Source organism: Pararhizobium arenae (assembly GCF_001931685.1).
GTDB lineage: Bacteria > Pseudomonadota > Alphaproteobacteria > Rhizobiales > Rhizobiaceae > Pararhizobium > Pararhizobium arenae.
Map to the genome: position 1 here is coordinate 588,107 of NZ_MOOY01000002.1, position 20,449 is coordinate 608,555.

Genomic DNA, 20,449 nt, shown 5'->3' on the forward strand with positions numbered 1-20,449 from the left:
TTTTATCTCGGGCACAGTCTCCTTAACACGAAGGAGATTGATGATGACCGGTAAGATGAAGCGTACCGCCCTTGTTCTTGGCGCCACCGGCGGCATTGGGGGCGCTATGGTCAAGGTGCTGATGGCGCGGGGCTGGCATGTGCGGGCCTTGAGCCGGAACATCGCCAAGGCGGCGGTCACTGCGCCGGCGGTCGAATGGCGTCAGGGCGACGCCTTGAATGCCGGGGATGTCGTCCAGGCGGCCTCCGGTGTGGACCTTATCGTCCATGCTGTTAATCCGCCCGGTTACCGCAACTGGGAAACGCTTGTCCTGCCAATGCTCGACAGCACGATCAAGGCGGCGAAATCCCATGGCGCGACGATCCTGCTTCCCGGCACAATCTACAATTTCGGTCCAGATACTTTTCCGTTGCTGACCGAGACATCACCGCAGAACCCGGTGACGAAGAAGGGTGCGATCCGCGCCGAGATGGAGCGGCGGCTAGAAGCGGTGTCGCGCGACGGTGTTCGGGTCATAGTGCTCCGCGCTGGCGATTTCTTTGGTCCGGGCGCTGCCAACAACTGGTTTTCGCAAGGTCTCATAAAACCCGGAAAACCGGTGACATCGGTCATCAATCCCGGTCGCAAGGGACTTGGGCATCAGTGGGCCTATCTGCCGGATGTGGCCGAGACGATGATGCGGCTTGTGGAACAGGGCGAGACGCTGCCTGCGTTCGCGGCCTATCATTTCCAAGGTTTATGGGATGCGGACGGCACGCGGATGATCGAGGCGATCCGTCGTGTCACCCGGAACCCGCGGCTGAAAGTATGGTCGTTTCCCTGGTGGCTGATGCCGCTTGCGGCACCTTTCGCGCCTTTGCTCAAAGAGCTTTACGAGATGCGCTACCTCTGGCAGCAGCCGCTCAGAATGCCGAACAACAGGCTTGTGGCAACCATCGGTTCCGAGCCTTCGACGCCCATTGACGATGCCGTGCGCGCTACGCTTGTCGGTCTTGGCTGCCTGAGGGGGGAAGAGCCAAACCCCTCGGCCTCCTTGGCTTTGGCGAACTCAAACAGGAGATGATCCCATGAAGGCGATGCTTTCGCCGGTCCGGCCGGCACCCGGCTATTTCCAGGCTTTGGCCCTGTCCGTGCCTTTGCTCATCGGCTTGCAGCTGTTTCTTGCCGGTCTTGCCATCTTTTCCGATGGCGTCGCTTGGGAGTGGCACAGGGCACTCGGCAGCGGAATCGGAGTTGTGATCCTCGCTATGCTCGCTTTGGCGATCACGCGGCCCGCACTTCGCCATTACCGTCTGTTAACCACGCTCCTGTTTGCGCTCTATTGCCTGCAATTCGTCTGGCTGGAACTGGGCGAGGCGCTTGGAAGCGGCGCAATTCAGGCGCTTCACCCGGCCAACGCCTTGCTGATCAACATCGCCAGCCTTTTTATGGCGGAGCGGACGCTGGGCCAGCGGGGCTAACGATTACTTCGGCTCCGAGCCGGGCAGGATGATTTGCATGAAGGTGAGGTCCAGCCAGCGTCCGAATTTGGTGCCGACTTCCTTCATCTGCCCGGTGATCTCGAAGCCGAGCTTTTCGTGCAGGCGGATGGAGCCGGTGTTGCCCGCTTCGATGCCGGCGACCATGACATGCTTGCCCAGTGCCGTGGCCCGTTCGATCAGGGCGATCATCAGCGCCTTGCCGATGCCGCCGCCGCGCTGGTTCTTTTCCACATAGACAGAATGCTCGACCGTATGGCGGTAGCCGTCAAAGGCCCGCCAGTCGCCAAACGAGGCGTAGCCCGCGACTGCGCCATCCTCGGCAATCGCGACCAACACCGGATAGCCGCTCTTCTGCCGGTCTGCGAACCACTTCGCCCGGTTATCGAGATCGACGATCGTCTCGTTCCAGATCGCGGTCGTGTTGGCGACGGCGTCGTTGTAGATGTCGCGGATGGCCGGCAGGTCGTCGGGTGTCGCGTCGCGGATGATCATAAGCGGGCTCCGGTCTGGATGATCCGGTTGCTCTATACGATACGCCCCATGGGGGCACCCCGAAAATGCGCTTGTTCGCCAGATTTTGCCTGGGCTCTGTGCACCCATAGAAAAACCGCCCGCGTTTCCACGGGCGGCTCCTGTCGTCAGCTAAACCGAAAGTCAGGCGACCTGTTCGAGCACCGGATAATCGGTGTAGCCTTTGGCGCCGCCGCCGTAGAACGTGGCCTGATCCGGCGTGTTGAGTTCGGCGTTTTCCTTCAGGCGCTCGACCAGATCCGGGTTGGCGATGAACGGCTTGCCGAAGGCAACGAGATCGGCGCGACCCTGTTCGACCGCATCAATGGCCTGCTGGCGGTCATAACCGTTGTTGACCATCCAGGCCGCCTTGCCGCCGGCCTGCTCGTAAGCGGAGCGCAGCGCCTTGTAGTCGAACGGCTTGTCGCCCTGCTGGAAGTCGCGCGGACCGCCGGTCGCACCCTCGATGACATGGATATAGGCGAGATCGTACTTCGCAAGGCCTTCCACGACATGGGTGAAGAGCGGCTGCGGCTCGGAATCGCTGACATCGTTTGCAGGGGTGACAGGAGAGATGCGGATGCCGGTGCGGCTGGCGCCGATTTCCTTGGTGACCACGTCCACCACCTCAAACAGGAAGCGGGCACGGTTTTCGATCGAGCCGCCGTATTCGTCGGTGCGGACATTGGAGCTTGAGCGCAGGAACTGGTCGATGAGATAGCCATTCGCCGCATGGATTTCCACGCCGTCAAAGCCGGCATCGATGGCTGCACGGGCTGCCTTGCGGTAGTCCTCGACGATGCCCGGAATTTCGGAAAGTTCGAGCGCGCGGGGCTCGGAGGTTTCCGCAAACGAGCCGGTACCGTCCTCGTTGACAAGATAGGTCTTCGACTTCGCACGGATGGCCGAGGCCGAAACCGGCTTGCCGTTGTTCGGCTGCAGATCGGTGTGGGAGATCCGGCCGACATGCCACATCTGTACGACGATCTTGCCGCCCGCTTTGTGGACTCCGTCCGTCACTTTCTTCCAGCCGTCGAGTGCCTCCTGGGTGTAGAGGCCGGGAACGTCGGCATAGCCCTGACCCTGATGGGTGATGGCGGTCGCTTCGGTGATCAGCAGGCCGGCAGAGGCGCGCTGTTCGTAATAGGTCGCGTTCAGCGTGTTCGGAACGGCGCCCGGAGAGCGGTTGCGCGTCAGGGGAGCCATGACGATGCGGTTTGCAAGCGCGATGTCGCCGATTTTTATGGGGTCAAAAAGGGAAGCCATTGGGTAGTCCTTTTCATTTACGGGGGAGGTCCGGTTTTCCGGAGGGGGTTGGGCGAGGGTTAAAGCGTCTCGCCAATATTTTTCAGGAACGCCTGTATGGTTTCCTCGTTCCTCTTGTAGAATATCCACTGGCCGACCCGGCGCGTGGTCACAAGACCGGCGCGCTGCAATGTGGCGAGATGGGCCGAGACGGTGGATTGTGATAGGCCGCAGCGCTCGAACTGGCTGGCGCAGACGCCCATATCCAGCGGATGCTCCTGGGTCTTGAAATACGCTTCCGGCTCTTTCAGCCAGGTCAAAATCTCGACACGCATAGGGTGCGAAAGCGCCTTCAAAATGTCTTCCCTGTCCATTGCGGGGCCTGTATCGTTAAATTTCGATATAGCGATATATGGATCGTCGTTTCACGATTTTAAAGGGATGGTTTTCTGATTTTCTGGAAGGCCGGCAAAAAAAAGAGGCCCGCAACGGTTTCGTTGGGGCCTGCTAGGTGTGAAGGTTAAAACCTCCAGAGGGGAACAGCTGCGGCGGTGGATACCGGGAGGAGAAGACCACCATGTGCCTCAGCTGTTTCTAATATGGAGCGAGAGGGTAAATTTTCAATGCCTGCTATCAAAAAAATCTGCTCTCGGCGTAATCGCGACGTTTCATGAAATTTTCATGCCGCCACAATGGTTGTCTCCGTGCCCGGCTGCCATAGTTGCTTGGTCGATAGTATCCGGCAACCGTCCTCGGTGGCGATTGCCCAACGCGAGCGAAAAGGGAGATTCGATATGAAAATTCAGAAGAACGGTTCGGCGCATTGGACGGGCGGCCTGAAAGACGGCCAGGGTGAGGTTTCAACCGAAAGCGGCGCCCTCAAGTCTCACCCTTACGGCTTCAAGACCCGGTTTGAGGGCGTGGTCGGCTCAAACCCGGAAGAACTGATCGGTGCTGCCCACGCGGCCTGCTTCACCATGGCCCTCTCGCTCATTCTCGGCGAAGCCGGTTTGACGGCGGAAAGCCTCGACACGAAGGCAGTCGTCACGCTGGAGAAAGTGGACGACGGTTTTGCGATCACAGCCATCGAGCTGAACCTGACGGGCAAGGTGCCCGGCGCGGACGAGGCGACGTTCCAGGAGCTTGCCGGCAAGGCCAAGGCGGGATGCCCGGTATCGAAGGCACTTTCTGCGGTGCCGATCAGCCTGAATGCATCGCTTGTTTGAGGAGCACGTCGCGCGGCCGCTTCGTGCTGGCCGCGCGATCCCCTGCGGAATCCGGGCAAAAAAAGAGGCCCACAAGAAGACTTGGGGCCTTTATAGTTTTGAAGGTAATTAAACCTCCAGAGGGGAACAGCTGCTGCGGTGGCACTGGGAGGAAAAAAGCCACCAAAAGTGCATCAGCTGGGTGCGGTATGCTGGTTTTTTGGGCGCTTCGCAATCAATGAATGCGCATGCCAGCCATGTGCCAGGCGCAGCCCTGCAAATAAAATATGCAAATCCGCTGAGATCGATAAAAGATTAACTTTGTCGATCTTAAAAATCTATAATAATCATAGAGTTGCGCGAGTTTTCGATTTCGCTGATTTTTTCGGCAGCGAAACTGCCGGGATCAGAAGTTCCAGTTCCTTGCCTTGGCGACGATAAAATCGCGGAAGACCTTGAGCTTTGCGGCGTTCTTCATCTCGTCCGGATAGCAGAAATAGGTGTCGAAAGACGGAATATCGGCACCGATCGGCAGCTGAATCAGGCCGGGATCGCGACCGACGATATAATCCGGCATCATGGCGATGCCGATACCGAGCAGGCAGGCGCGCTTGATCGAGGTCTGGCTGTTGATCTGCAGATGCGAAGGTCGGGGATTGTCCGAATCACGGCCGGCGATCTCCAGCCAGTTGACGTCGAGCAGATAGTTGGGTGCCGGTTCGCCGAAGGTGATGATCCGGTGATTGTCGAGATCCTCGACCGACTGCGGCTCGCCGTATTTGTTGATGTACGAGGGCGCGGCGTAGACGTGCATGTGCACGGTAAAGAGCTTGCGCTGGATGAGGTCCGATTGCTGCGGCTGGCGCAGGCGGATGGCGCAATCGGCGTGGCGCATGTTCACATCCAGTTCCTCGTTGTCGAGAATGAGCTGGACCTGCATTTCCGGATAGAGCGACAGGAACTCCTGCACCTTGTCGGTGAGCCAGCCCTGACCGAGACCAACTGTCGTGGTGATGCGCAGCTTGCCGCTGGGCTTGTCGGTGTTCTCGGTCAGCTGGACCTTGACACTTTCGAGCTTCATCAGAACTTCGTGGGCGGTGCGATAGAGGATTTCACCCTGCTCGGTCAGGATCAGGCCGCGCGCATGGCGGTGAAACAGCTTGAGGCCCACGTCCTGCTCGAGCGAGGAAACCTGACGGCTGATCGCCGACTGGGAGAGGTGAAGCTTGTCTGCCGCATGGGTGAATGAACCAGCCTCTGCCGCCGCATGAAAAATGCGAAGTTTATCCCAGTCTAGCGGCATTCTTTCCCCCAACATGGGCTTGCGGCGGAAACGCGATTGCGTTCCGCCGGAAGCTGATCAGTCTGTTCCCACGTCGAAGGATTTGAAACCCTTCGACAATTCGCGGCTTCTATTCGGCCGCAATTGCGACAGGCATGTGGCCTGCCAAAAACTTTTCGGCTTCAAGCGCCGCCATGCAGCCCATGCCGGCGGCGGTGATCGCCTGACGGTAGATGTCGTCGGTCACGTCGCCCGCGGCAAACACGCCGGGGATGTCGGTTGCGGTCGAATCGGGCGCCGTCCAGAGGTAGCCGTTGGGTTTCAGGCGCAGTTGGTCCTTGAACAGTTCCACGGCCGGTGCATGGCCGATGGCGACGAACACGCCATCGATCGGCATTTCGCTCACAGCGCCCGTCTTGGTGTTGCGCAGCTTCACGCCATTGACCGAAGCCGGCATCGGCGGCTTGGGCGGCGTGCCCAGATATTCGGTGACTTCGTGATCCCAGAGAACCTTCACGTTCTCCTTGGCGAACAGGCGTTCCTGAAGGATTTTCTCCGAACGGAAGCTGTCGCGGCGGTGCACGACCGTCACGGTTTTGGCAAGGTTGGAGAGATAGAGAGCCTCCTCGACAGCCGAATTGCCGCCACCGACGACGATGACGTCCTTGTTGCGGTAGAAGAAGCCGTCGCATGTAGCGCAGGCAGAGACGCCAAAGCCCTGGAAGGTGTGTTCGGTCTCGATACCAAGCCACTTGGCCTTGGCACCGGTGGCGATCACCACGACATCGGCGGTCCAGTCGGTGCCGCTATCGGTCGTCAGCCTGAAGGGGCGCGTGGAGAAATCGACGCTGGTGACGAGGTCGTTGACGATCTCGGCGCCAACATGCTGCGCCTGCTTCAGCATCTGCTCCATCATCCAGGGCCCCTGAACGGGATCCGCGTAACCCGGATAGTTCTCGACATCCGTCGTGATCATCAACTGGCCGCCCTGTTCCATGCCGGCGATCAGCACAGGGTTGAGCATGGCGCGCGCCGAATAGATCGCGGCAGTGTAGCCGGCGGGGCCGGAGCCGATGATGAGAACTTTGGTGTGACGGGCAGTCATGGCGGATATCCTGTGTGGTGTTGCCGGCGATCTGCGTGCATTAGCACGGCGCCAGCCTGATCTTACCGTCATTTATGAACGCAGGGGCGTTATATTCAAGTCCGGCCCGCATGTTACCAACAATGCAGGTTCCGGAACGGGCAATTTCTGTCGGCAGAATCCAAATTTTCTTGCGTAGGAGGGACATTTTAGTCCACATGCGCAAGATCACGACAGGAAAGGGCAAACAGTGTTTCGTGCGGAACTGGATGCGATCGATCTCAAAATCCTTCGGGAATTGCAGGCCGACGGGCGCATGACCAATGTGGAACTCGCGACCCGCGTCGGCATATCGGCTCCCCCCTGTCTGAGACGGGTTCGCAAGCTCGAAGAAAGCGGCGTGATCGAAGGCTATCACGCGCATTTGAACGGCCCGATGCTCGGCTTCGATCTGGTTGCCTTCTGCATGGTGGGCCTGCGGCATCAGTCCGAGGCCAATCTCAAGTCCTTCGCCGCGGCAACGTCATCCTGGCCGCTGGTACGGTCCGCCTGGATGGTTTCGGGCGAAAGCGATTTCCTGTTGCATTGTCTGGCAGAAAACCTGACCCAGTTTCAGGATTTCGTCATCGAGGTGCTGACGGCCAATGAGCACGTCGATACCGTGCGCACCATGTTGACCATCCGTCAGGTCAAGAAGGACGGCCTGGTCGATCTCTGAGAAACCGTTGCCACCGCGCCAGGATTTCTGAGGCCAGCATCGGCGTCGAATTGACCGGCGTGTGATTTCCGGTCGCCGGTGCGTCGGGAAATCGTCCGATTGTCGCTTCCTTCGAAAGCGCTGCAAGGAAGCTTTCGATTTTTCGATGACCGCCGGATGGGTGGAAAACCTGTACGGGAACGCCAAGCGCTGCCGCCTCACCGACCATGTTGGTGGAGTCGCCTGTCACGATGATCTCATCCGCGAGAGCAAGGTAGCCAAGAAGCGGATTTTGGCCTCGCCCGTCCCATAGCCGAACCTGTTTATGTGTGGACAGCGTTTGCAGCGCCTCCGCCAAAGCAAGCGGCGTACGGCGGGATGTTGTGATCATGAGGGAAGACCCGCTTTCGATCTTGCGCTCGAGGCCGGTTACGAACCGCTTGATATCCGCCTCGGTAAAACGGTGATGCCTGCTGTCTCCACCGGCAAGAACGGTGATGCGGGGGCGGGGCAGCGAAGCCTTCGATGCTTCGACCGCGGCGCGTGCCTCTGCCAGCCGTTGTGGCGAAAGTCTGTTGGGAGCCGTCGTCACCGCGATCACGTTTTCACCGCGCGGCTTATCGTGCCGTTGCACGATAAGAAGATCGCCGCCATGCCCGCGAATGCGCGGATCCTTGAAAATGACGCAGAAAGTCTCCGGCGACAGCGTCTTCAGCTTTCGCAGATAGGCGATGGCGCGCCTTCCGGTGGCAAGGCAGATATCCGGCCAGGGTTGGGCCAGCGGCGAATCTTTCCTGTTCGGTGCATCCTTTGGATCGATGGGCCCCCAGGGCATCAGCCAGGCGAACGCGGCTCTGGGATGAACGCGGCGCACGATCGGGGTAACACCCATGGCTTCGGCTAGTCCGACAAGCGGTTGTTCATCGCCCGCTTTGCCATCGGTCAGGACCCAGACTGAGGGACGCAGAGCCTCCTGCAACTCTAGCCCCCTATGCCGAGAATGCGCGTGTAGGCCGAAAACTCCTTTTCGAGCATCATGCGCGTGGTGAAGTTCTCGATGATGTTGCGGCGTCCTGCTGAACCTATGGCAGTCCGCCGTGCGGGATCAGTGAAAGCATCATCCAAAGCGCGGGCCAGGGCAGGGGCGTCGTTTGGTGGAACGAGCCAGCCAGTTTGGCCCGCGATCACGGTTTCCCGACTGCCGCCATGATCCGTGGCGACAACCGGAATGCACATGGCTTGCGCCTCAATTGCTGCGCGTCCAAAGGCTTCGGGCCGAGTGGACGCGGACACCGCAAGGTCTGAAGCGGCAAGCACGGCGGGAATGTCGCGGCGACTGCCCGCAAATGTTACCCGTTCACCCAAACCAAGCGCGGCAGCCTTGTCCTTCAGTTCGCCGAGATAGCCATCGTCCCCCCCACCGACCAAGGCGAGATGTGCCCCAATATCCTTCATCAGGGAAAAAGCCTCCAGCAACACCATATGCCCTTTCCACCCCGTGAGCCGACCGACCATCACGATCAAGGGGCGATCAGCGCTGCCGCCGAGTTGCAAGCGAATGTCAGTGCGCTGTTGGGTCGTTATGGCGTCAGGGTTGAAAACGTCAGGATCGATGCCGCGCGGGGCGACAATGACGGAATCCGAGGGATAGCCGTAGACATCCATGATGTGGTTGCGAATGAACTGCGAATTGGCAATGACCACCGGGGTTCGCAGCATGCCGCTGTTATAGAATCGTTTGAGGGCATTGCCATGACTGTAAACGCCATGGAACGTGGTGACGAACCGTGCCTTCCGGCGTGCAAGCTTGAGGGCAAGAAGGCCAGCCCAGGCCGGAGCCCTGCTACGCGCATGGACAATGTCTATATCGTGCGCGTCGATAACACGGGAAAGAGCGCGCGCCGCGGACAAAAGGCCCCAAGGAGATTTCGAGCCGACCGTTATCTGAAGATGATGCGCCCCCGCCTTTTCAGCCTGAGACACAAGCGGCCCGCCGGCACTTGCAATCCAGTTCTCGATACCTTTACCGGAAAGATATTCCGCCATTTCCACAGCACTTCGTTCCACACCGCCATCTCCAAGCGCGGGAACGAGTTGCAGAATGCGCTGTTGGCTATGCTCGTTGTTCATCATCGAGGGCTCACGTTTACCGCATCACCCAATATGTCGTCCATAATCGCGTGGAGGCGCTTTGAAAGCGAACCGCGGGCATGGTTCGCGAGTACATGGGCGCGGCCTGCCGACGCGTTCCGAATTGCCGATTGCGGGCTCTCGATATAGCCCGCGATTCTATCCGTCAGTTGTTCGATGTCTTCCGGCGGCACCAGTCTGCCGTTCCGATCGTCGATGATGATTTCGTCAGTCCCTTTGATGCTGGTCGCCACCACGGGAACACCGGCTCCCATCGCTTCAAGCAGCATAAGGGGGAATCCTTCTTGTCTGGACGGGAAGACGAAAACATCAGCCGACGTCAAAAGACCGGACAGATCGTTGCTCCAACCCGAAAAGGTGACACGATCTTGCAAGCCAAGTTCGCGGGTCAACTCCTTAAGCCTCGGGCCTTCTTCGCCATCTCCGGCTATTGTTGCCCGGAACGCTATTTTCCGCGCGGCGAGCCTCGCTAGGGCTCGCAAGAGCAGATCGAACCCTTTTTTTGGATGCAGGCGTCCAGCGGCAACGATGTGGGCAGGGCCTTCATGAGCGAAAGGCGTAGCGCTGTGGGTTGGCACAGAAACAGTGTTGTGAAGAACATGGATCCGATGCGGGGGGATCCCCTTGCTTCGAACCAAGTCGGCGAGATGGTTTGCAACGCAGATATAATGCGTGCGCTTTAGATCAACATCGAAGCTTGGTTTGTGAATGCAGGCGACCAGCTTGGTGGGTGGAGCGGATAACCGAGCCATGATGCGATAGGCCCGCTGGCCATGGCATAGTGCGGCGGATACCCGGTCTTTGCCAAGCCTGATTCTGGCTATCGCCCGCGTCAAGGGATCCCAATCGCTCCAAACTGGAATGACAGTCGAACCAAGTTCTCGGCCTGCGAGCTTCGCAGTTGCGCCATTTGCTTTGAGAACTGCGCGGCATTGGCCGTTATGCTCAACCGCATAGCTGGCGAGTGCTGCCTGATAGTCTAGAAACACGCGTTCGAGACCGCCTAGTCTGCCACCTAGCATTACATGCAGCAAACTTACCATATGTTTTCCTCAGAATTCTCTTGTGCAAGCCGCTCTCAGACGGGGGCTGTACCGGTTGGTCAGTGGACGTTCGACCGCGATGCATAAGTCAGTTGTGGGTAAAGTGCTAGCACTGTTCAGTAGCCGGCAATTGTAATAAGGACGCGTCATTGGCGGCGAGATTCAGGCGGAGGGTGATCAGATGCAGACCATTGTATGTATCAAGTGGGGAACGCGATATCCTGGGGATTACGTCAACCGGCTGTGGTCCATGATCAAGCGCAACACCTCCCGTCCCACGCGGCTTGTCTGCTTTACGGATGATGCCGATGGCATCGATCAGGCTGTCGGCGTGTTCCCACTGCCTCACATCGTGCTGCCTGAAGCGGTCATGTGGAAACCTTGGCGCAAAGTCTCGCTATGGCAGGCGCCCTTGGCCGATATCGAGGGCGACGCGTTGTTTCTCGACCTGGATGTCGTCATTACCGGCTCACTCGACGCCTTCTTCGACTATGAGCCTGAGAAAACTTTCTGCATTGCCGAGAACTGGTCGCAGCTTGGCAAGGGGATCGGCAACACGTCCGTCTATCGCTGGCGTGTCGGAACAAACACGCACATTTACGATAATTTCATGCGAGACGGCGATGCCTACGTCGACAAGTACCGGATTTCGCAGAAGTACATATCCGCTGAAGTCGACGACATGACCTATTGGCCGTCATCCTGGAGCGCAAGCTTCAAGCACACCCTGTTGCCACGCTGGCCTTTGAACTTCTTCCAGGTGCCGTCTCTCCCCAAGGATACCCGTGTTGTCGCCTTTACCGGAAAGCCTGATCCGGACGAGGCGGAAATCGGCAAGTGGCCAACAAGGGTCTGGTGGAAGCGTCTTTACAAACACGTGCGCGCCACCCCTTGGATCACCGAGCATTGGCGCTAATGCGGAAAGACGAATGCCTCTCCTGAGGTCGTTCGTGGGGTCAGGTTTTTGCGCTATTCAAGTACCATTGATAGGCGAGGGAGATGCCTTGCCGAAGTTCAGTCTTAGGCTCCCAGCCCATGGCGGCCAGTCTTGCATTCGACATGAGCTTGCGTGGCGTTCCATCCGGTTTTGACGGATCCGTCTCTATACGTCCGTGAAAGCCGACCACCTCGGCAACAAGTTTCATCAGGTCAAGAATAGAGATATCTTCGCCGGAACCGACATTGATGTGTTCGTAGCCCTCGTAATGCTTCAGAAGAAAGACAAGCGCATCCGCGCAATCTTCACTGAAAAGGAACTCGCGGCGAGGCGACCCGGTACCCCAGATAACGACATGATCAGCGCCACCGCATTTTGCTTCGTGTGCCTTGCGAATCAAGGCGGGCAACACATGACTGGTCTGCAGGTCGAAATTATCGTTCGGTCCATAGAGGTTGGTCGGCATAGCGGATATGAAGCGGGCACCGTGCTGCTTCATGTAAGCTTGGCAAAGCTTGATTCCGGCGATTTTCGCGATTGCGTACCACTCGTTCGTCGGCTCCAGAACGCCGGTCAGGAGAGAGTCTTCCGCGATCGGCTGTTCGGCAAACTTCGGGTAAATGCAGCTGGAGCCCAGGAAAAGCAGCTTTTCTACACCTGACTCGTAAGCTGATTTGATAACGTTCAGTTCCATCGAGAGATTGCGTTGCAAAAATTCGACAGGCTCCCGGTCGTTGGCAAGAATGCCACCAACCTTGGCAGCCGCCATGACGACGGCGTCCGGCCGTTGGGTCTCGAAGAACCGTTCTACCTCGACTTGGCGTTCGAGATTAACCACATCACGTGCTGCGGTAACCACGTCGCAACCTTCTGAAGCGAGTTGTTTCGCAACGGCGCTTCCCACCATGCCGCGGTGCCCCGCAACGAAAACCCGCTTTCCACGAAGCTCGTACATTACAGGCCACTTTCTCCGGAAAGCTGTTTCTGCATCAGCTTTAGATCTTCCTGCACCATTTCCTTGGCGAGTTCGTGAGCCGAGGTTTCGTGACGCCAGCCAAGGATTTTCTGGGCTTTGGTGGGGTCACCGAGCAGCAGATCCACTTCAGTCGGCCTGAAATATCGGGGATCGATGCTGATCAATTGCTTTCCGCTCGCTGCGTCAAAGCCCTTTTCATTTACGCCTTGGCCTTCCCAGCGAATATCGATGCCGGCCTCGGCGAAAGACCATTCGGCGAATTGCCGTACCGTTGTGGTTGTGCCCGTCGCCAGCACATAATCGTCCGCATTTTGCTGCTGCAGCATCAGCCACATGCCCCGCACATATTCCCTGGCATGCCCCCAGTCACGCTTGGCGTCCAGGTTTCCGAGGAAAAGCTGCTCTTGGAGGCCGAGCTTGATGGCGGCGACAGCGCGCGTGATCTTGCGCGTAACAAAAGTTTCGCCACGCAGCGGGCTTTCGTGATTGAAGAGAATGCCGTTTGAAGCGTGCAGACCATAGGCTTCACGGTAGTTTACGACGATCCAGTAAGCGTAGAGCTTTGCGGCTGCGTAGGGCGAGCGCGGATAGAATGGCGTCGTTTCGCTCTGCGGTATTTCCTGCACCTTGCCGTAAAGTTCGGATGTGGAGGCTTGGTAAAAACGAGTTTTTTCACCGAGGCCCAGAATACGGATTGCTTCGAGAAGACGAAGCGTACCAATCGCGTCTGCGTTCGCGGTGTACTCCGGGGTCTCGAAGCTCACCTGCACATGGCTTTGAGCGGCAAGATTGTAGATTTCGTCCGGTTGGCACTGTTGAATGATGCGAACGAGATTGGTCGCATCGGTCATGTCGCCATAGTGCAGAAACAATTGCGGATCGGGATCATGGGGATCCTCGTATATATGCTCAATGCGTCCGGTGTTGAAGGAGGACGAGCGACGCTTGATGCCGTGTACGATGTAGCCCTTGCTGAGCAGGAGCTGTGCAAGATAGGCGCCGTCCTGGCCCGTTACGCCCGTAATCAACGCCACTGGTTTCTTTTGCAAAGTATATTCTCCGGAATAAGGTCCTGCGCGGCTTACTCTCTAATGCGACCGTGATCAACCGCTCGCTATCGCTTCGCGCGAGGCCGATCACGCGCGCGAAGGACCGGTCGCACTAGCGAGACAGCAGGCCGGCGATACGGTTCCGGAGATGCAAAGCCTCGCGAAATGCGAACTCCTTTGCTGCAAGGAACGGTCGCCCTTCGCGCGCGGCGCGTTGGCTTTTGAGGACGGCTTGTTTTCCATCTCTCGCAGCGGTGCCGTTCTTTTCGATCACGTCCGCAATGAGCGCGAGAATATTGTGTTTCTCGATCACCAGACGACGGGCTTCCAATATGGCGGGAAGCCGTTTCTCATATTCGCCGTTTTCGATTGCTTCCTGCATGGTGCGATAGGCTTCGTCTGGCTTGCGGATATCGATGGCAATGAAACTGTCGGCCGGAAAATAATCGGCGGCGTTTGGTGCGCCAAAGTAAAACGGCAGCGATAGGCCGAGAAAGGCGTCGCTCAGCTTTTCCGTGATGTGATGCGGAGCGAGATGGTTCTCGATCGCGATATGATATTTGTACGGATCGATCGAGGATGCCTTGTCGTCGATCTGGCGATGCCCATGGCCAAAGACGTCGAGTTCCGGCATGCGCACCGCCATCGCCTGCGTAAAATCGTAGCGCAAGCGGTGCAGGGTGTGCCCTTGCCGCTTGGTCGAGCATACAGTACCGATACTCTTCGTCTTTTCAGGGAAGTGTGTGCTGATTTCGTCAGCTGTCACCAAATGCTGGCTGCCGGCGCCGTAGAACCAGCGTAGGCCTGCCTGGCTCCATATCCGGCCCGGATGGCGCAGGGCAAATGGCTCCTGGCTTGTGACGACATGGCCGAACTGGTCGGTATAGGCCGAGCTGTAGATCTTGACGCCCGAAGGCTCGGTTGTGAAAAGGATCGTATTTTCTGGTGCGCAGGAAAGGGTTTCCACGCGTTTCGAACGGCGCTCGCTGCCTGCTGGCGGCAGGTTTTCGTACACCGCCAGCCAGTCGTAATCCCGCGCATCGAGATCGAATGTGAAGGAAAGACCGTGCTGCTCGGCAAAGCCGGTCGGCAGTTGCCGAGCAAGCGAACTAACGCCATGGACCTTGTTGAGAGGCCCGATGACCTTGACGACGATGGTCTTGCGGCCGGTCTCCGGGGGGGAGGACATGGCTTCGGTCTTTTCCATCAACCCCACTGGATCGCAAGGATTTCATAAGCCTTGGAGCCGCCGGGGGCCACGACTTCGATGCTGTCGCCGACTTCCTTGCCGATCAGCGCACGCGCAATCGGGGAGGAGATGGAGATGCGGCCCTGCTTTACGTCGGCTTCCTGGTCGCCAACGATCTGGTAGGTCTTATTTTCTTCCGTGTCCTCATCGACCAGCTTGACGGTCGCGCCAAACTTGATGGTGGTGCCGGACATTTTTGACAGGTCGATCACTTCAGCGCGCGCAACGAAATCTTCCAGCTCGCCAATACGGCCTTCGTTGTGGCTCTGGGCTTCCTTGGCGGCGTGGTATTCGGCGTTTTCCGAAAGGTCGCCATGGGCGCGCGCTTCGGCGATCGCTTCGATGATCCGAGGACGCTCTTCCTGCTGGCGCCAGCGCAGTTCTTCCTGCAGCTTGACGAACCCGCTCTGAGTCATCGGCACTTTCTCGACCATTTCACTGTCCTTCATGATGCGCGCGGGGCCCGCATGGCGGGCCCGACGCAAAAGAAAACGGCCTCCGGGGTTTTAATCCCAAAGCCGTCCGAAACATTTGAACGCTGCTTATAGCAGATTCCACATTCGAAAAGCCAGATTTTTCGAAGCCTGCCTCGCAGGCTGCCCTCGGCTCACCTTGAGGAGATGGAGCGACAAGGAGCAATTGCAAGGAACAATTATCCGTTGGTTCCATTTGGCAAAGGATGGAGGCGATATCATGCACACGCTCACACCGGAACAGATCGACGGCCGTTTGAACGCTCATAGAAAGCTTCTCGTCGCTCTTGCCAGCTACATCGCACAAAGCAGCGAAGGGCGTTCATTTCTGGAAGGCCTGCTTCACGACACCGAAATTGTCCGCGATCACGAAGAGGATCCCGGGATTGAACCGGATGTCGGTTTTGCCGGCCAGCAGATCGCCGATGATGAGATGCGGGCCATCGTGCAGGCGGGCTGGGCGCGTGCGGCCGCCGCGACGAAGCAATAACGATTTTTACAGGAGAGCAGTCATGGGAATGCACCCAAATGCCGCCGAGCAGACCGCGGAAAAGCAGCGCGACATTCAGGCACAGGTCGCGCAGGCTGACGCCAGGTCGGACAACTCGAAACCAAAACCGATGCAGGCGGGCGCCCGGGCCTATCCCGTGCCTCCCTTTCCTGCGCAGCACCAACCGAAGCCGGGCGCGGAGTACAAGCTCGAGCCGGCCCCGATGTATGATGCACCATTCTACAAAGGCTCCGGCAAGCTCGAAGGCAAGGTGGCGTTGATCACCGGTGGCGACAGCGGCATTGGTCGGGCAGTTGCAGTGCTCTTTGCGCGGGAGGGCGCTGATGTGGCGATCCTGCATCTGCAGGAGGGCAGGGATGCCGAGGACACCGTCAAGGCAATCGAGGCTGAAGGCCGTCGGGCGATGGCCATTCCCGGAGATGTGAAGGACCGCGTTTTTTGCCAGAAGGCCGTGGCGGCCGTGGTCGAAGCTTTCGGCAAGCTCGATGTGCTCGTTAACAATGCGGCGTTTCAGGTGCATACGGCCGATGTGCTTGACCTGACGGAAGAGCACTTCGACGAAACTCTGAAGACCAATCTCTACGGTTATTTCTTCATGGCACAGGCTGCGGTGCCGCATCTCAAGGAAGGAAGCGCAATCATCAACACCGGATCGGTCACGGGCTTGGAAGGCAGTAAGGCGTTGCTGGACTATTCCATGACCAAGGGCGGCATCCATGCCTTCACCCGTTCGCTGGCCAGTCAATTGACGCCAAAGGGGATTAGGGTCAATGCGGTCGCGCCAGGTCCTGTCTGGACACCACTCAACCCATCCGACAAGGAGGCTGACGATGTAGCGCACTTCGGCGAGGAGGTGCCGATGAAGCGGCCCGCACAGCCGGAAGAGATCGCTCCGGCCTATGTCTTCCTCGCATCGCCACAATGCTCGAGTTACATCACGGGCGAAATTCTGCCGATTATTGGCGGGTATTGAGGACATCAAAAAGAAGCGGCCCGAATTGGGGCCGTTTCGATTCAGATAGGCAGTATTTCTTTAGAAGTAGCTCTGCAGCGGCCGCACTTCCAGGCTTCCGGCCTTCAGTGCCTTGATGGCATTTGCGGCAGCTTCGGCGCCCGCCATGGTCGTGTAGTATGGCACCTTCTGCATAAGTGTCGCGCGGCGCAGCGATTTCGAGTCCGAAATCGCCTTGTTGCCATCGGTCGTGTTGATCACGAGCTGGACCTGCCGATTGCGGATCGAGTCCTCGATATGAGGACGTCCTTCCTGCACCTTGTTCACCTTGGTCGCCTCGATGCCGTTTTCGGCGAGGAAGCGCTGAGTGCCGCCGGTGGCAATGACCTTGAAGCCGATATCGGTGAGGATGCGGATGGCGGGCAGAACACGCTCCTTGTCTTCGTCACGCACCGAGACGAACACCGCGCCATCGCGCGGCAGGTCGACGCCGGCGCCGAGCTGTGCCTTGGCGAAGGCAAGCGCGAAATCGTTGTCGAGGCCGATGACCTCGCCGGTCGAGCGCATTTCCGGTCCGAGCAGGATATCGACGCCGGGGAAGCGCGCAAACGGGAACACGGCTTCCTTGACGGCAATGTGCTTCAGCTTGCGCGGATCGGGCTTCTCTCCATAAGCCGCGAAAGTCGCATCGAGCTTCTCGCCTGCCATGACACGGGCGGCGATCTTGGCGATCGGCGCGCCGATGGTCTTGGCGACGAAGGGCACGGTGCGGGATGCACGCGGGTTGACTTCGAGCACATAGACGGTGCCGTCCTTGATGGCGAACTGCACATTCATCAGGCCGCCGACGTTCAGCGCCTTGGCCATGGCTTTGGCCTGACGCTCCAGTTCGTCGATCATCTCGTCGGACAGTGTGCGTGGCGGCAGCGAGCAGGCCGAGTCGCCCGAGTGGATGCCGGCTTCTTCGATATGCTCCATGATGCCGGCCACATAGACGTCGGTGCCATCGCAGAGGCAATCGACGTCAACTTCGATGGCGTTGGTCAGATACGAGTCGAACAACAGCGGGTTCTTGCCGAGCAGGGTGTTGATCTGGCCGGTCTTATCGTTCGGGTAGCGCTGCTTGATGTCTTCCGGCACCAGTTCCGGCACGGTGTCGAGCAGGTAGGTCTGCAGCATCGATTCCGAATGGATGATCTGCATGGCGCGGCCGCCGAGAACGTAGGACGGGCGCACGACCAGCGGGAAGCCGATTTCCGAGGCCACCGTGCGGGCCTGCTCGACGGAGTAAGCGATGCCGTTGTTCGGCTGGTTGAGATCGAGCTTCATCAAGAGCTTCTGGAAGCGGTCGCGGTCTTCGGCAAGGTCGATCGCATCCGGCGCGGTGCCGAGGATCGGGATGCCGTTGCGCTCCAGAGCATCGGCGAGCTTCAGCGGGGTCTGGCCGCCAAACTGCACGATGACACCGACGACTTCACCCTTTTCCTGCTCCGCCTTCAGGATTTCGATCACGTCTTCGGCCGTCAGCGGTTCGAAGTAGAGGCGATCCGACGTGTCGTAGTCGGTGGAGACGGTTTCCGGGTTGCAGTTGATCATGATCGCTTCATAGCCGGCGTCCTTCAGGGCGAAGGCGGCGTGGCAGCAGCAATAGTCGAACTCGATGCCCTGGCCGATCCGGTTCGGACCGCCGCCGAGGATCACGACCTTCTTGCGGTCGGAGATGCCGGCCTCGGAGCGCGCCGCACCGTTAAAGGGCGTTTCGTAGGTTGAATACATATAGGCGGTCGGCGAGGCGAATTCGGCGGCGCAGGTGTCGATGCGCTTGAACACCGGACGGACGTTGAGCCCGTTGCGCAGCTCGGCCACTTCCTTCGGGCGCTTGCCGGAGAGGGTGGCGAGGCGGGCGTCGGAGAAGCCCATGGCTTTCAGCTTGCGCAGGTTTTCAGCGTCGCCCGGCAGGCCGTGTTCGCGAATACGGGCTTCCATATCGACGATCGCCTTCAACTGGGCGATGAACCACGGATCGATCTTCGAGCCTTCGTGCACTTCCTGCTCGCTCATGCCCATGCGCAGGGCCTGAGCGACCATGCGCAGTCTGTCCGGGGTCGGTGTGCCGATTGCCGCGCGCATCGCGTTCTTGTCGTTGCCGTCGCCGAGGCCCGGAATTTCGATTTCATCGAGGCCGGTGAGGCCGGTTTCCATGCCGCGCAGCGCCTTCTGCAAGGATTCGGCAAAGGTGCGGCCGATGGCCATGACTTCGCCGACCGATTTCATCGCCGTCGTCAGCGTGGTGCCGGCGCCGGGGAACTTTTCGAAGGCGAAACGCGGGATTTTGGTGACGACGTAATCGATCGAGGGTTCGAACGAGGCCGGCGTCGCGCCGCCGGTGATGTCGTTTTCCAGTTCGTCGAGCGTGTAGCCGACAGCGAGCTTTGCAGCGATCTTGGCGATCGGGAAGCCGGTTGCCTTGGAGGCCAGCGCAGACGAGCGCGACACGCGCGGGTTCATTTCGATGACGACGAGACGGCCATTGGCCGGGTTGACGGCGAACTGCACGTTCGAGCCGCCGGTTTCGACGCCGATCTCGCGCAGCACCGCGATCGAGGCGTTGCGCATGATCTGGTATTCCTTGTCGGTCAGCGTCAGGGCCGGCGCAACCGTGATAGAATCGCCCGTGTGGACGCCCATCGGGTCGATGTTCTCGATCGAGCAGATGATGATGCAGTTGTCCGCGGTGTCGCGAACCACTTCCATTTCATATTCCTTCCAGCCGAGAACCGACTCTTCGATCAGGACTTCGGTGGTCGGCGAGGCATCGAGGCCGCCCGAAACGATCTCAAAGAATTCCGAACGGTTATAGGCAATGCCGCCGCCGGTGCCGCCGAGCGTGAAGGAGGGGCGGATGATGGCGGGCAGACCGACTTCGTCGATTGCCTGCGCAGCAATCGCCATCGCGTGGCTCATGTAGCGCTGCTTGCGGTCGGTTTCGCCGAGGTTCCACTGGTTTTCCAGCTCGTCCAGGGCCTTGTCGAGATCAGCGCCGGTCAGTGAAGCCTTCAGCTTGGTACGCTCGGCTTCGTGGGTCTTGCGGTCGGCGTCCTTGATTTCGGTGGCGTTGGCGAGCAGCGAGCGCGGGGTTTCAAGGCCGATGCGGGCCATAGCTTCGCGGAATAGGGCGCGGTCTTCGGCCATGTCGATCGCCGCGGGCTTGGCGCCGATCATTTCGACGTTGTAGCGGTCGAGCACGCCCATGCGCTTCAAAGAGAGCGCGGTGTTGAGCGCGGTCTGGCCGCCCATAGTCGGCAACAGCGCGTCCGGGCGCTCCTTGGCGATGATCTTTGCGACGACTTCCGGCGTGATCGGCTCGACATAGGTCGCGTCGGCAAGGCCCGGGTCGGTCATGATCGTCGCTGGATTGGAGTTGACCAGAATGACCCGGTAGCCTTCTTCCTTCAGGGCCTTGCAGGCCTGGGTGCCGGAATAGTCGAATTCGCATGCCTGGCCGATGACGATCGGACCCGCGCCGATGATGAGGATCGATTTCAAATCTTGGCGCTTGGGCATGGGCTCTATCCATTCTTGCGCGTGCGCGAAAAACCGGCAG

The 20,449-nt window shown here is 59.0% G+C and carries 20 protein-coding genes; 7 read left to right on the forward strand and 13 right to left on the reverse strand.

Annotated features, from left to right (window positions below):
- Window positions 1-43: 43 nt before the first annotated feature.
- Both BLX89_RS06180 and BLX89_RS06185 read left to right on the forward strand, forming a co-directional pair.
- A complete protein-coding gene (locus BLX89_RS06180; RefSeq protein WP_075289755.1) occupies window positions 44-1,063 on the forward strand; it encodes an NAD-dependent epimerase/dehydratase family protein in 1,020 nt (339 codons plus the stop codon).
- Between the two features lie 4 nt (window positions 1,064-1,067).
- A complete protein-coding gene (locus BLX89_RS06185; RefSeq protein WP_083637338.1) occupies window positions 1,068-1,460 on the forward strand; it encodes a DUF6220 domain-containing protein in 393 nt (130 codons plus the stop codon).
- A 3-nt stretch (window positions 1,461-1,463) separates the two neighbouring features.
- Here the strand turns inward: BLX89_RS06185 and BLX89_RS06190 are convergent, their stop codons facing one another.
- The 3 genes from BLX89_RS06190 to BLX89_RS06200 form a co-directional block, all read right to left on the reverse strand.
- Window positions 1,464-1,973: a GNAT family N-acetyltransferase gene (locus BLX89_RS06190; RefSeq protein WP_075289756.1), complete on the reverse strand. Its 510-nt coding sequence runs from the start codon at window positions 1,971-1,973 to the stop codon at window positions 1,464-1,466.
- A gap of 162 nt (window positions 1,974-2,135) precedes the next feature.
- Entirely contained in the window at window positions 2,136-3,257 is a 1,122-nt protein-coding gene (locus tag BLX89_RS06195) for an alkene reductase (protein WP_075289757.1), read from the reverse strand.
- Window positions 3,258-3,316: 59 nt separating this feature from the next.
- Window positions 3,317-3,610, reverse strand: coding sequence for an ArsR/SmtB family transcription factor (locus BLX89_RS06200; RefSeq protein ID WP_075289758.1), 294 nt, complete (start codon window positions 3,608-3,610; stop codon window positions 3,317-3,319).
- A 420-nt stretch (window positions 3,611-4,030) separates the two neighbouring features.
- Here BLX89_RS06200 and BLX89_RS06205 point away from each other — a divergent pair, with 420 nt between their 5' ends.
- Window positions 4,031-4,462, forward strand: coding sequence for an OsmC family protein (locus BLX89_RS06205; RefSeq protein ID WP_075289759.1), 432 nt, complete (start codon window positions 4,031-4,033; stop codon window positions 4,460-4,462).
- A 385-nt stretch (window positions 4,463-4,847) separates the two neighbouring features.
- Here BLX89_RS06205 and BLX89_RS06210 read toward each other — a convergent pair whose 3' ends face one another.
- Together BLX89_RS06210 and trxB are read right to left on the reverse strand one after the other, a co-directional pair.
- Window positions 4,848-5,744, reverse strand: a complete 897-nt coding sequence (locus tag BLX89_RS06210; RefSeq protein WP_075289760.1) for a LysR family transcriptional regulator VtlR — start codon at window positions 5,742-5,744, stop codon at window positions 4,848-4,850.
- A gap of 109 nt (window positions 5,745-5,853) precedes the next feature.
- The gene (gene trxB / locus BLX89_RS06215) at window positions 5,854-6,828 is read right to left on the reverse strand and encodes a thioredoxin-disulfide reductase (RefSeq protein WP_075289761.1); all 975 of its coding nucleotides are present in this window, start codon (window positions 6,826-6,828) and stop codon (window positions 5,854-5,856) included.
- A gap of 229 nt (window positions 6,829-7,057) precedes the next feature.
- Here trxB and BLX89_RS06225 point away from each other — a divergent pair, with 229 nt between their 5' ends.
- Window positions 7,058-7,525: an Lrp/AsnC family transcriptional regulator gene (locus BLX89_RS06225; RefSeq protein WP_075289763.1), complete on the forward strand. Its 468-nt coding sequence runs from the start codon at window positions 7,058-7,060 to the stop codon at window positions 7,523-7,525.
- On the opposite strand, the gene BLX89_RS06230 is transcribed toward BLX89_RS06225, so the two are convergent.
- The 3 genes from BLX89_RS06230 to BLX89_RS06240 are packed head-to-tail and all read right to left on the reverse strand — an operon-like array spanning window position 7,497 to window position 10,698.
- Window positions 7,497-8,483, reverse strand: coding sequence for a mitochondrial fission ELM1 family protein (locus BLX89_RS06230; RefSeq protein ID WP_198935123.1), 987 nt, complete (start codon window positions 8,481-8,483; stop codon window positions 7,497-7,499). The two genes, BLX89_RS06225 and BLX89_RS06230, sit on opposite strands and share 29 nt — an antisense overlap.
- A gap of 2 nt (window positions 8,484-8,485) precedes the next feature.
- A complete protein-coding gene (locus BLX89_RS06235; protein WP_075289867.1) occupies window positions 8,486-9,634 on the reverse strand; it encodes a glycosyltransferase family 4 protein in 1,149 nt (382 codons plus the stop codon).
- A complete protein-coding gene (locus tag BLX89_RS06240; protein WP_075289764.1) occupies window positions 9,634-10,698 on the reverse strand; it encodes a glycosyltransferase in 1,065 nt (354 codons plus the stop codon). The genes BLX89_RS06235 and BLX89_RS06240 overlap by 1 nt, the downstream gene beginning before the upstream one ends.
- A gap of 181 nt (window positions 10,699-10,879) precedes the next feature.
- On the opposite strand from BLX89_RS06240, the gene BLX89_RS06245 reads away from it, so the two are divergent.
- Entirely contained in the window at window positions 10,880-11,614 is a 735-nt protein-coding gene (locus BLX89_RS06245) for a hypothetical protein (protein WP_075289765.1), read from the forward strand.
- A gap of 40 nt (window positions 11,615-11,654) precedes the next feature.
- On the opposite strand, the gene fcl is transcribed toward BLX89_RS06245, so the two are convergent.
- From fcl to greA, 4 genes are all read right to left on the reverse strand, one after another.
- Window positions 11,655-12,590: a GDP-L-fucose synthase gene (fcl, locus tag BLX89_RS06250; protein ID WP_075289766.1), complete on the reverse strand. Its 936-nt coding sequence runs from the start codon at window positions 12,588-12,590 to the stop codon at window positions 11,655-11,657.
- Complete coding sequence (gene gmd / locus BLX89_RS06255; protein ID WP_075289767.1) at window positions 12,590-13,660, reverse strand: GDP-mannose 4,6-dehydratase; 1,071 nt, start codon at window positions 13,658-13,660, stop codon at window positions 12,590-12,592. Before gmd ends, fcl begins: the two co-directional genes overlap by 1 nt.
- A 112-nt stretch (window positions 13,661-13,772) precedes the next feature.
- Window positions 13,773-14,867 (reverse strand): glycosyltransferase family 10 domain-containing protein, encoded by a 1,095-nt coding sequence (locus BLX89_RS06260; RefSeq protein WP_245292759.1) that lies wholly within the window; start codon window positions 14,865-14,867, stop codon window positions 13,773-13,775.
- Entirely contained in the window at window positions 14,867-15,343 is a 477-nt protein-coding gene (gene greA / locus BLX89_RS06265) for a transcription elongation factor GreA (RefSeq protein WP_075289768.1), read from the reverse strand. The genes BLX89_RS06260 and greA overlap by 1 nt, the downstream gene beginning before the upstream one ends.
- A 97-nt stretch (window positions 15,344-15,440) precedes the next feature.
- Here greA and BLX89_RS06270 point away from each other — a divergent pair, with 97 nt between their 5' ends.
- Together BLX89_RS06270 and BLX89_RS06275 are read left to right on the forward strand one after the other, a co-directional pair.
- The gene (locus BLX89_RS06270) at window positions 15,441-15,872 is read left to right on the forward strand and encodes a hypothetical protein (protein ID WP_143523506.1); all 432 of its coding nucleotides are present in this window, start codon (window positions 15,441-15,443) and stop codon (window positions 15,870-15,872) included.
- Between the two features lie 28 nt (window positions 15,873-15,900).
- Entirely contained in the window at window positions 15,901-16,866 is a 966-nt protein-coding gene (locus BLX89_RS06275; RefSeq protein WP_143523527.1) for an SDR family oxidoreductase, read from the forward strand.
- Between the two features lie 60 nt (window positions 16,867-16,926).
- Here BLX89_RS06275 and carB read toward each other — a convergent pair whose 3' ends face one another.
- Complete coding sequence (gene carB / locus BLX89_RS06280; RefSeq protein ID WP_075289770.1) at window positions 16,927-20,409, reverse strand: carbamoyl-phosphate synthase large subunit; 3,483 nt, start codon at window positions 20,407-20,409, stop codon at window positions 16,927-16,929.
- Between the last annotated feature and the right edge of the window lie 40 nt (window positions 20,410-20,449).

Bases quoted from the DNA above. Each gene is read 5' to 3' on its own strand.
- BLX89_RS06200 (WP_075289758.1), bottom strand. From the start codon at position 3,610: ATGGACAGGGAAGACATTTTGAAGGCGCTTTCGCACCCTATGCGTGTC.
- greA (WP_075289768.1), bottom strand. From the start codon at position 15,343: ATGGTCGAGAAAGTGCCGATGACTCAGAGCGGGTTCGTCAAGCTGCAG.
- BLX89_RS06260 (WP_245292759.1), bottom strand. From the start codon at position 14,867: ATGGAAAAGACCGAAGCCATGTCCTCCCCCCCGGAGACCGGCCGCAAG.
- BLX89_RS06210 (WP_075289760.1), bottom strand. From the start codon at position 5,744: ATGCCGCTAGACTGGGATAAACTTCGCATTTTTCATGCGGCGGCAGAG.
- fcl (WP_075289766.1), bottom strand. From the start codon at position 12,590: ATGTACGAGCTTCGTGGAAAGCGGGTTTTCGTTGCGGGGCACCGCGGC.
- BLX89_RS06180 (WP_075289755.1), top strand. From the start codon at position 44: ATGACCGGTAAGATGAAGCGTACCGCCCTTGTTCTTGGCGCCACCGGC.
- BLX89_RS06205 (WP_075289759.1), top strand. From the start codon at position 4,031: ATGAAAATTCAGAAGAACGGTTCGGCGCATTGGACGGGCGGCCTGAAA.
- BLX89_RS06240 (WP_075289764.1), bottom strand. From the start codon at position 10,698: ATGGTAAGTTTGCTGCATGTAATGCTAGGTGGCAGACTAGGCGGTCTC.
- BLX89_RS06235 (WP_075289867.1), bottom strand. From the start codon at position 9,634: ATGAACAACGAGCATAGCCAACAGCGCATTCTGCAACTCGTTCCCGCG.
- BLX89_RS06245 (WP_075289765.1), top strand. From the start codon at position 10,880: ATGCAGACCATTGTATGTATCAAGTGGGGAACGCGATATCCTGGGGAT.
- trxB (WP_075289761.1), bottom strand. From the start codon at position 6,828: ATGACTGCCCGTCACACCAAAGTTCTCATCATCGGCTCCGGCCCCGCC.
- carB (WP_075289770.1), bottom strand. From the start codon at position 20,409: ATGCCCAAGCGCCAAGATTTGAAATCGATCCTCATCATCGGCGCGGGT.
- BLX89_RS06185 (WP_083637338.1), top strand. From the start codon at position 1,068: ATGAAGGCGATGCTTTCGCCGGTCCGGCCGGCACCCGGCTATTTCCAG.
- BLX89_RS06275 (WP_143523527.1), top strand. From the start codon at position 15,901: ATGCACCCAAATGCCGCCGAGCAGACCGCGGAAAAGCAGCGCGACATT.
- BLX89_RS06190 (WP_075289756.1), bottom strand. From the start codon at position 1,973: ATGATCATCCGCGACGCGACACCCGACGACCTGCCGGCCATCCGCGAC.
- BLX89_RS06195 (WP_075289757.1), bottom strand. From the start codon at position 3,257: ATGGCTTCCCTTTTTGACCCCATAAAAATCGGCGACATCGCGCTTGCA.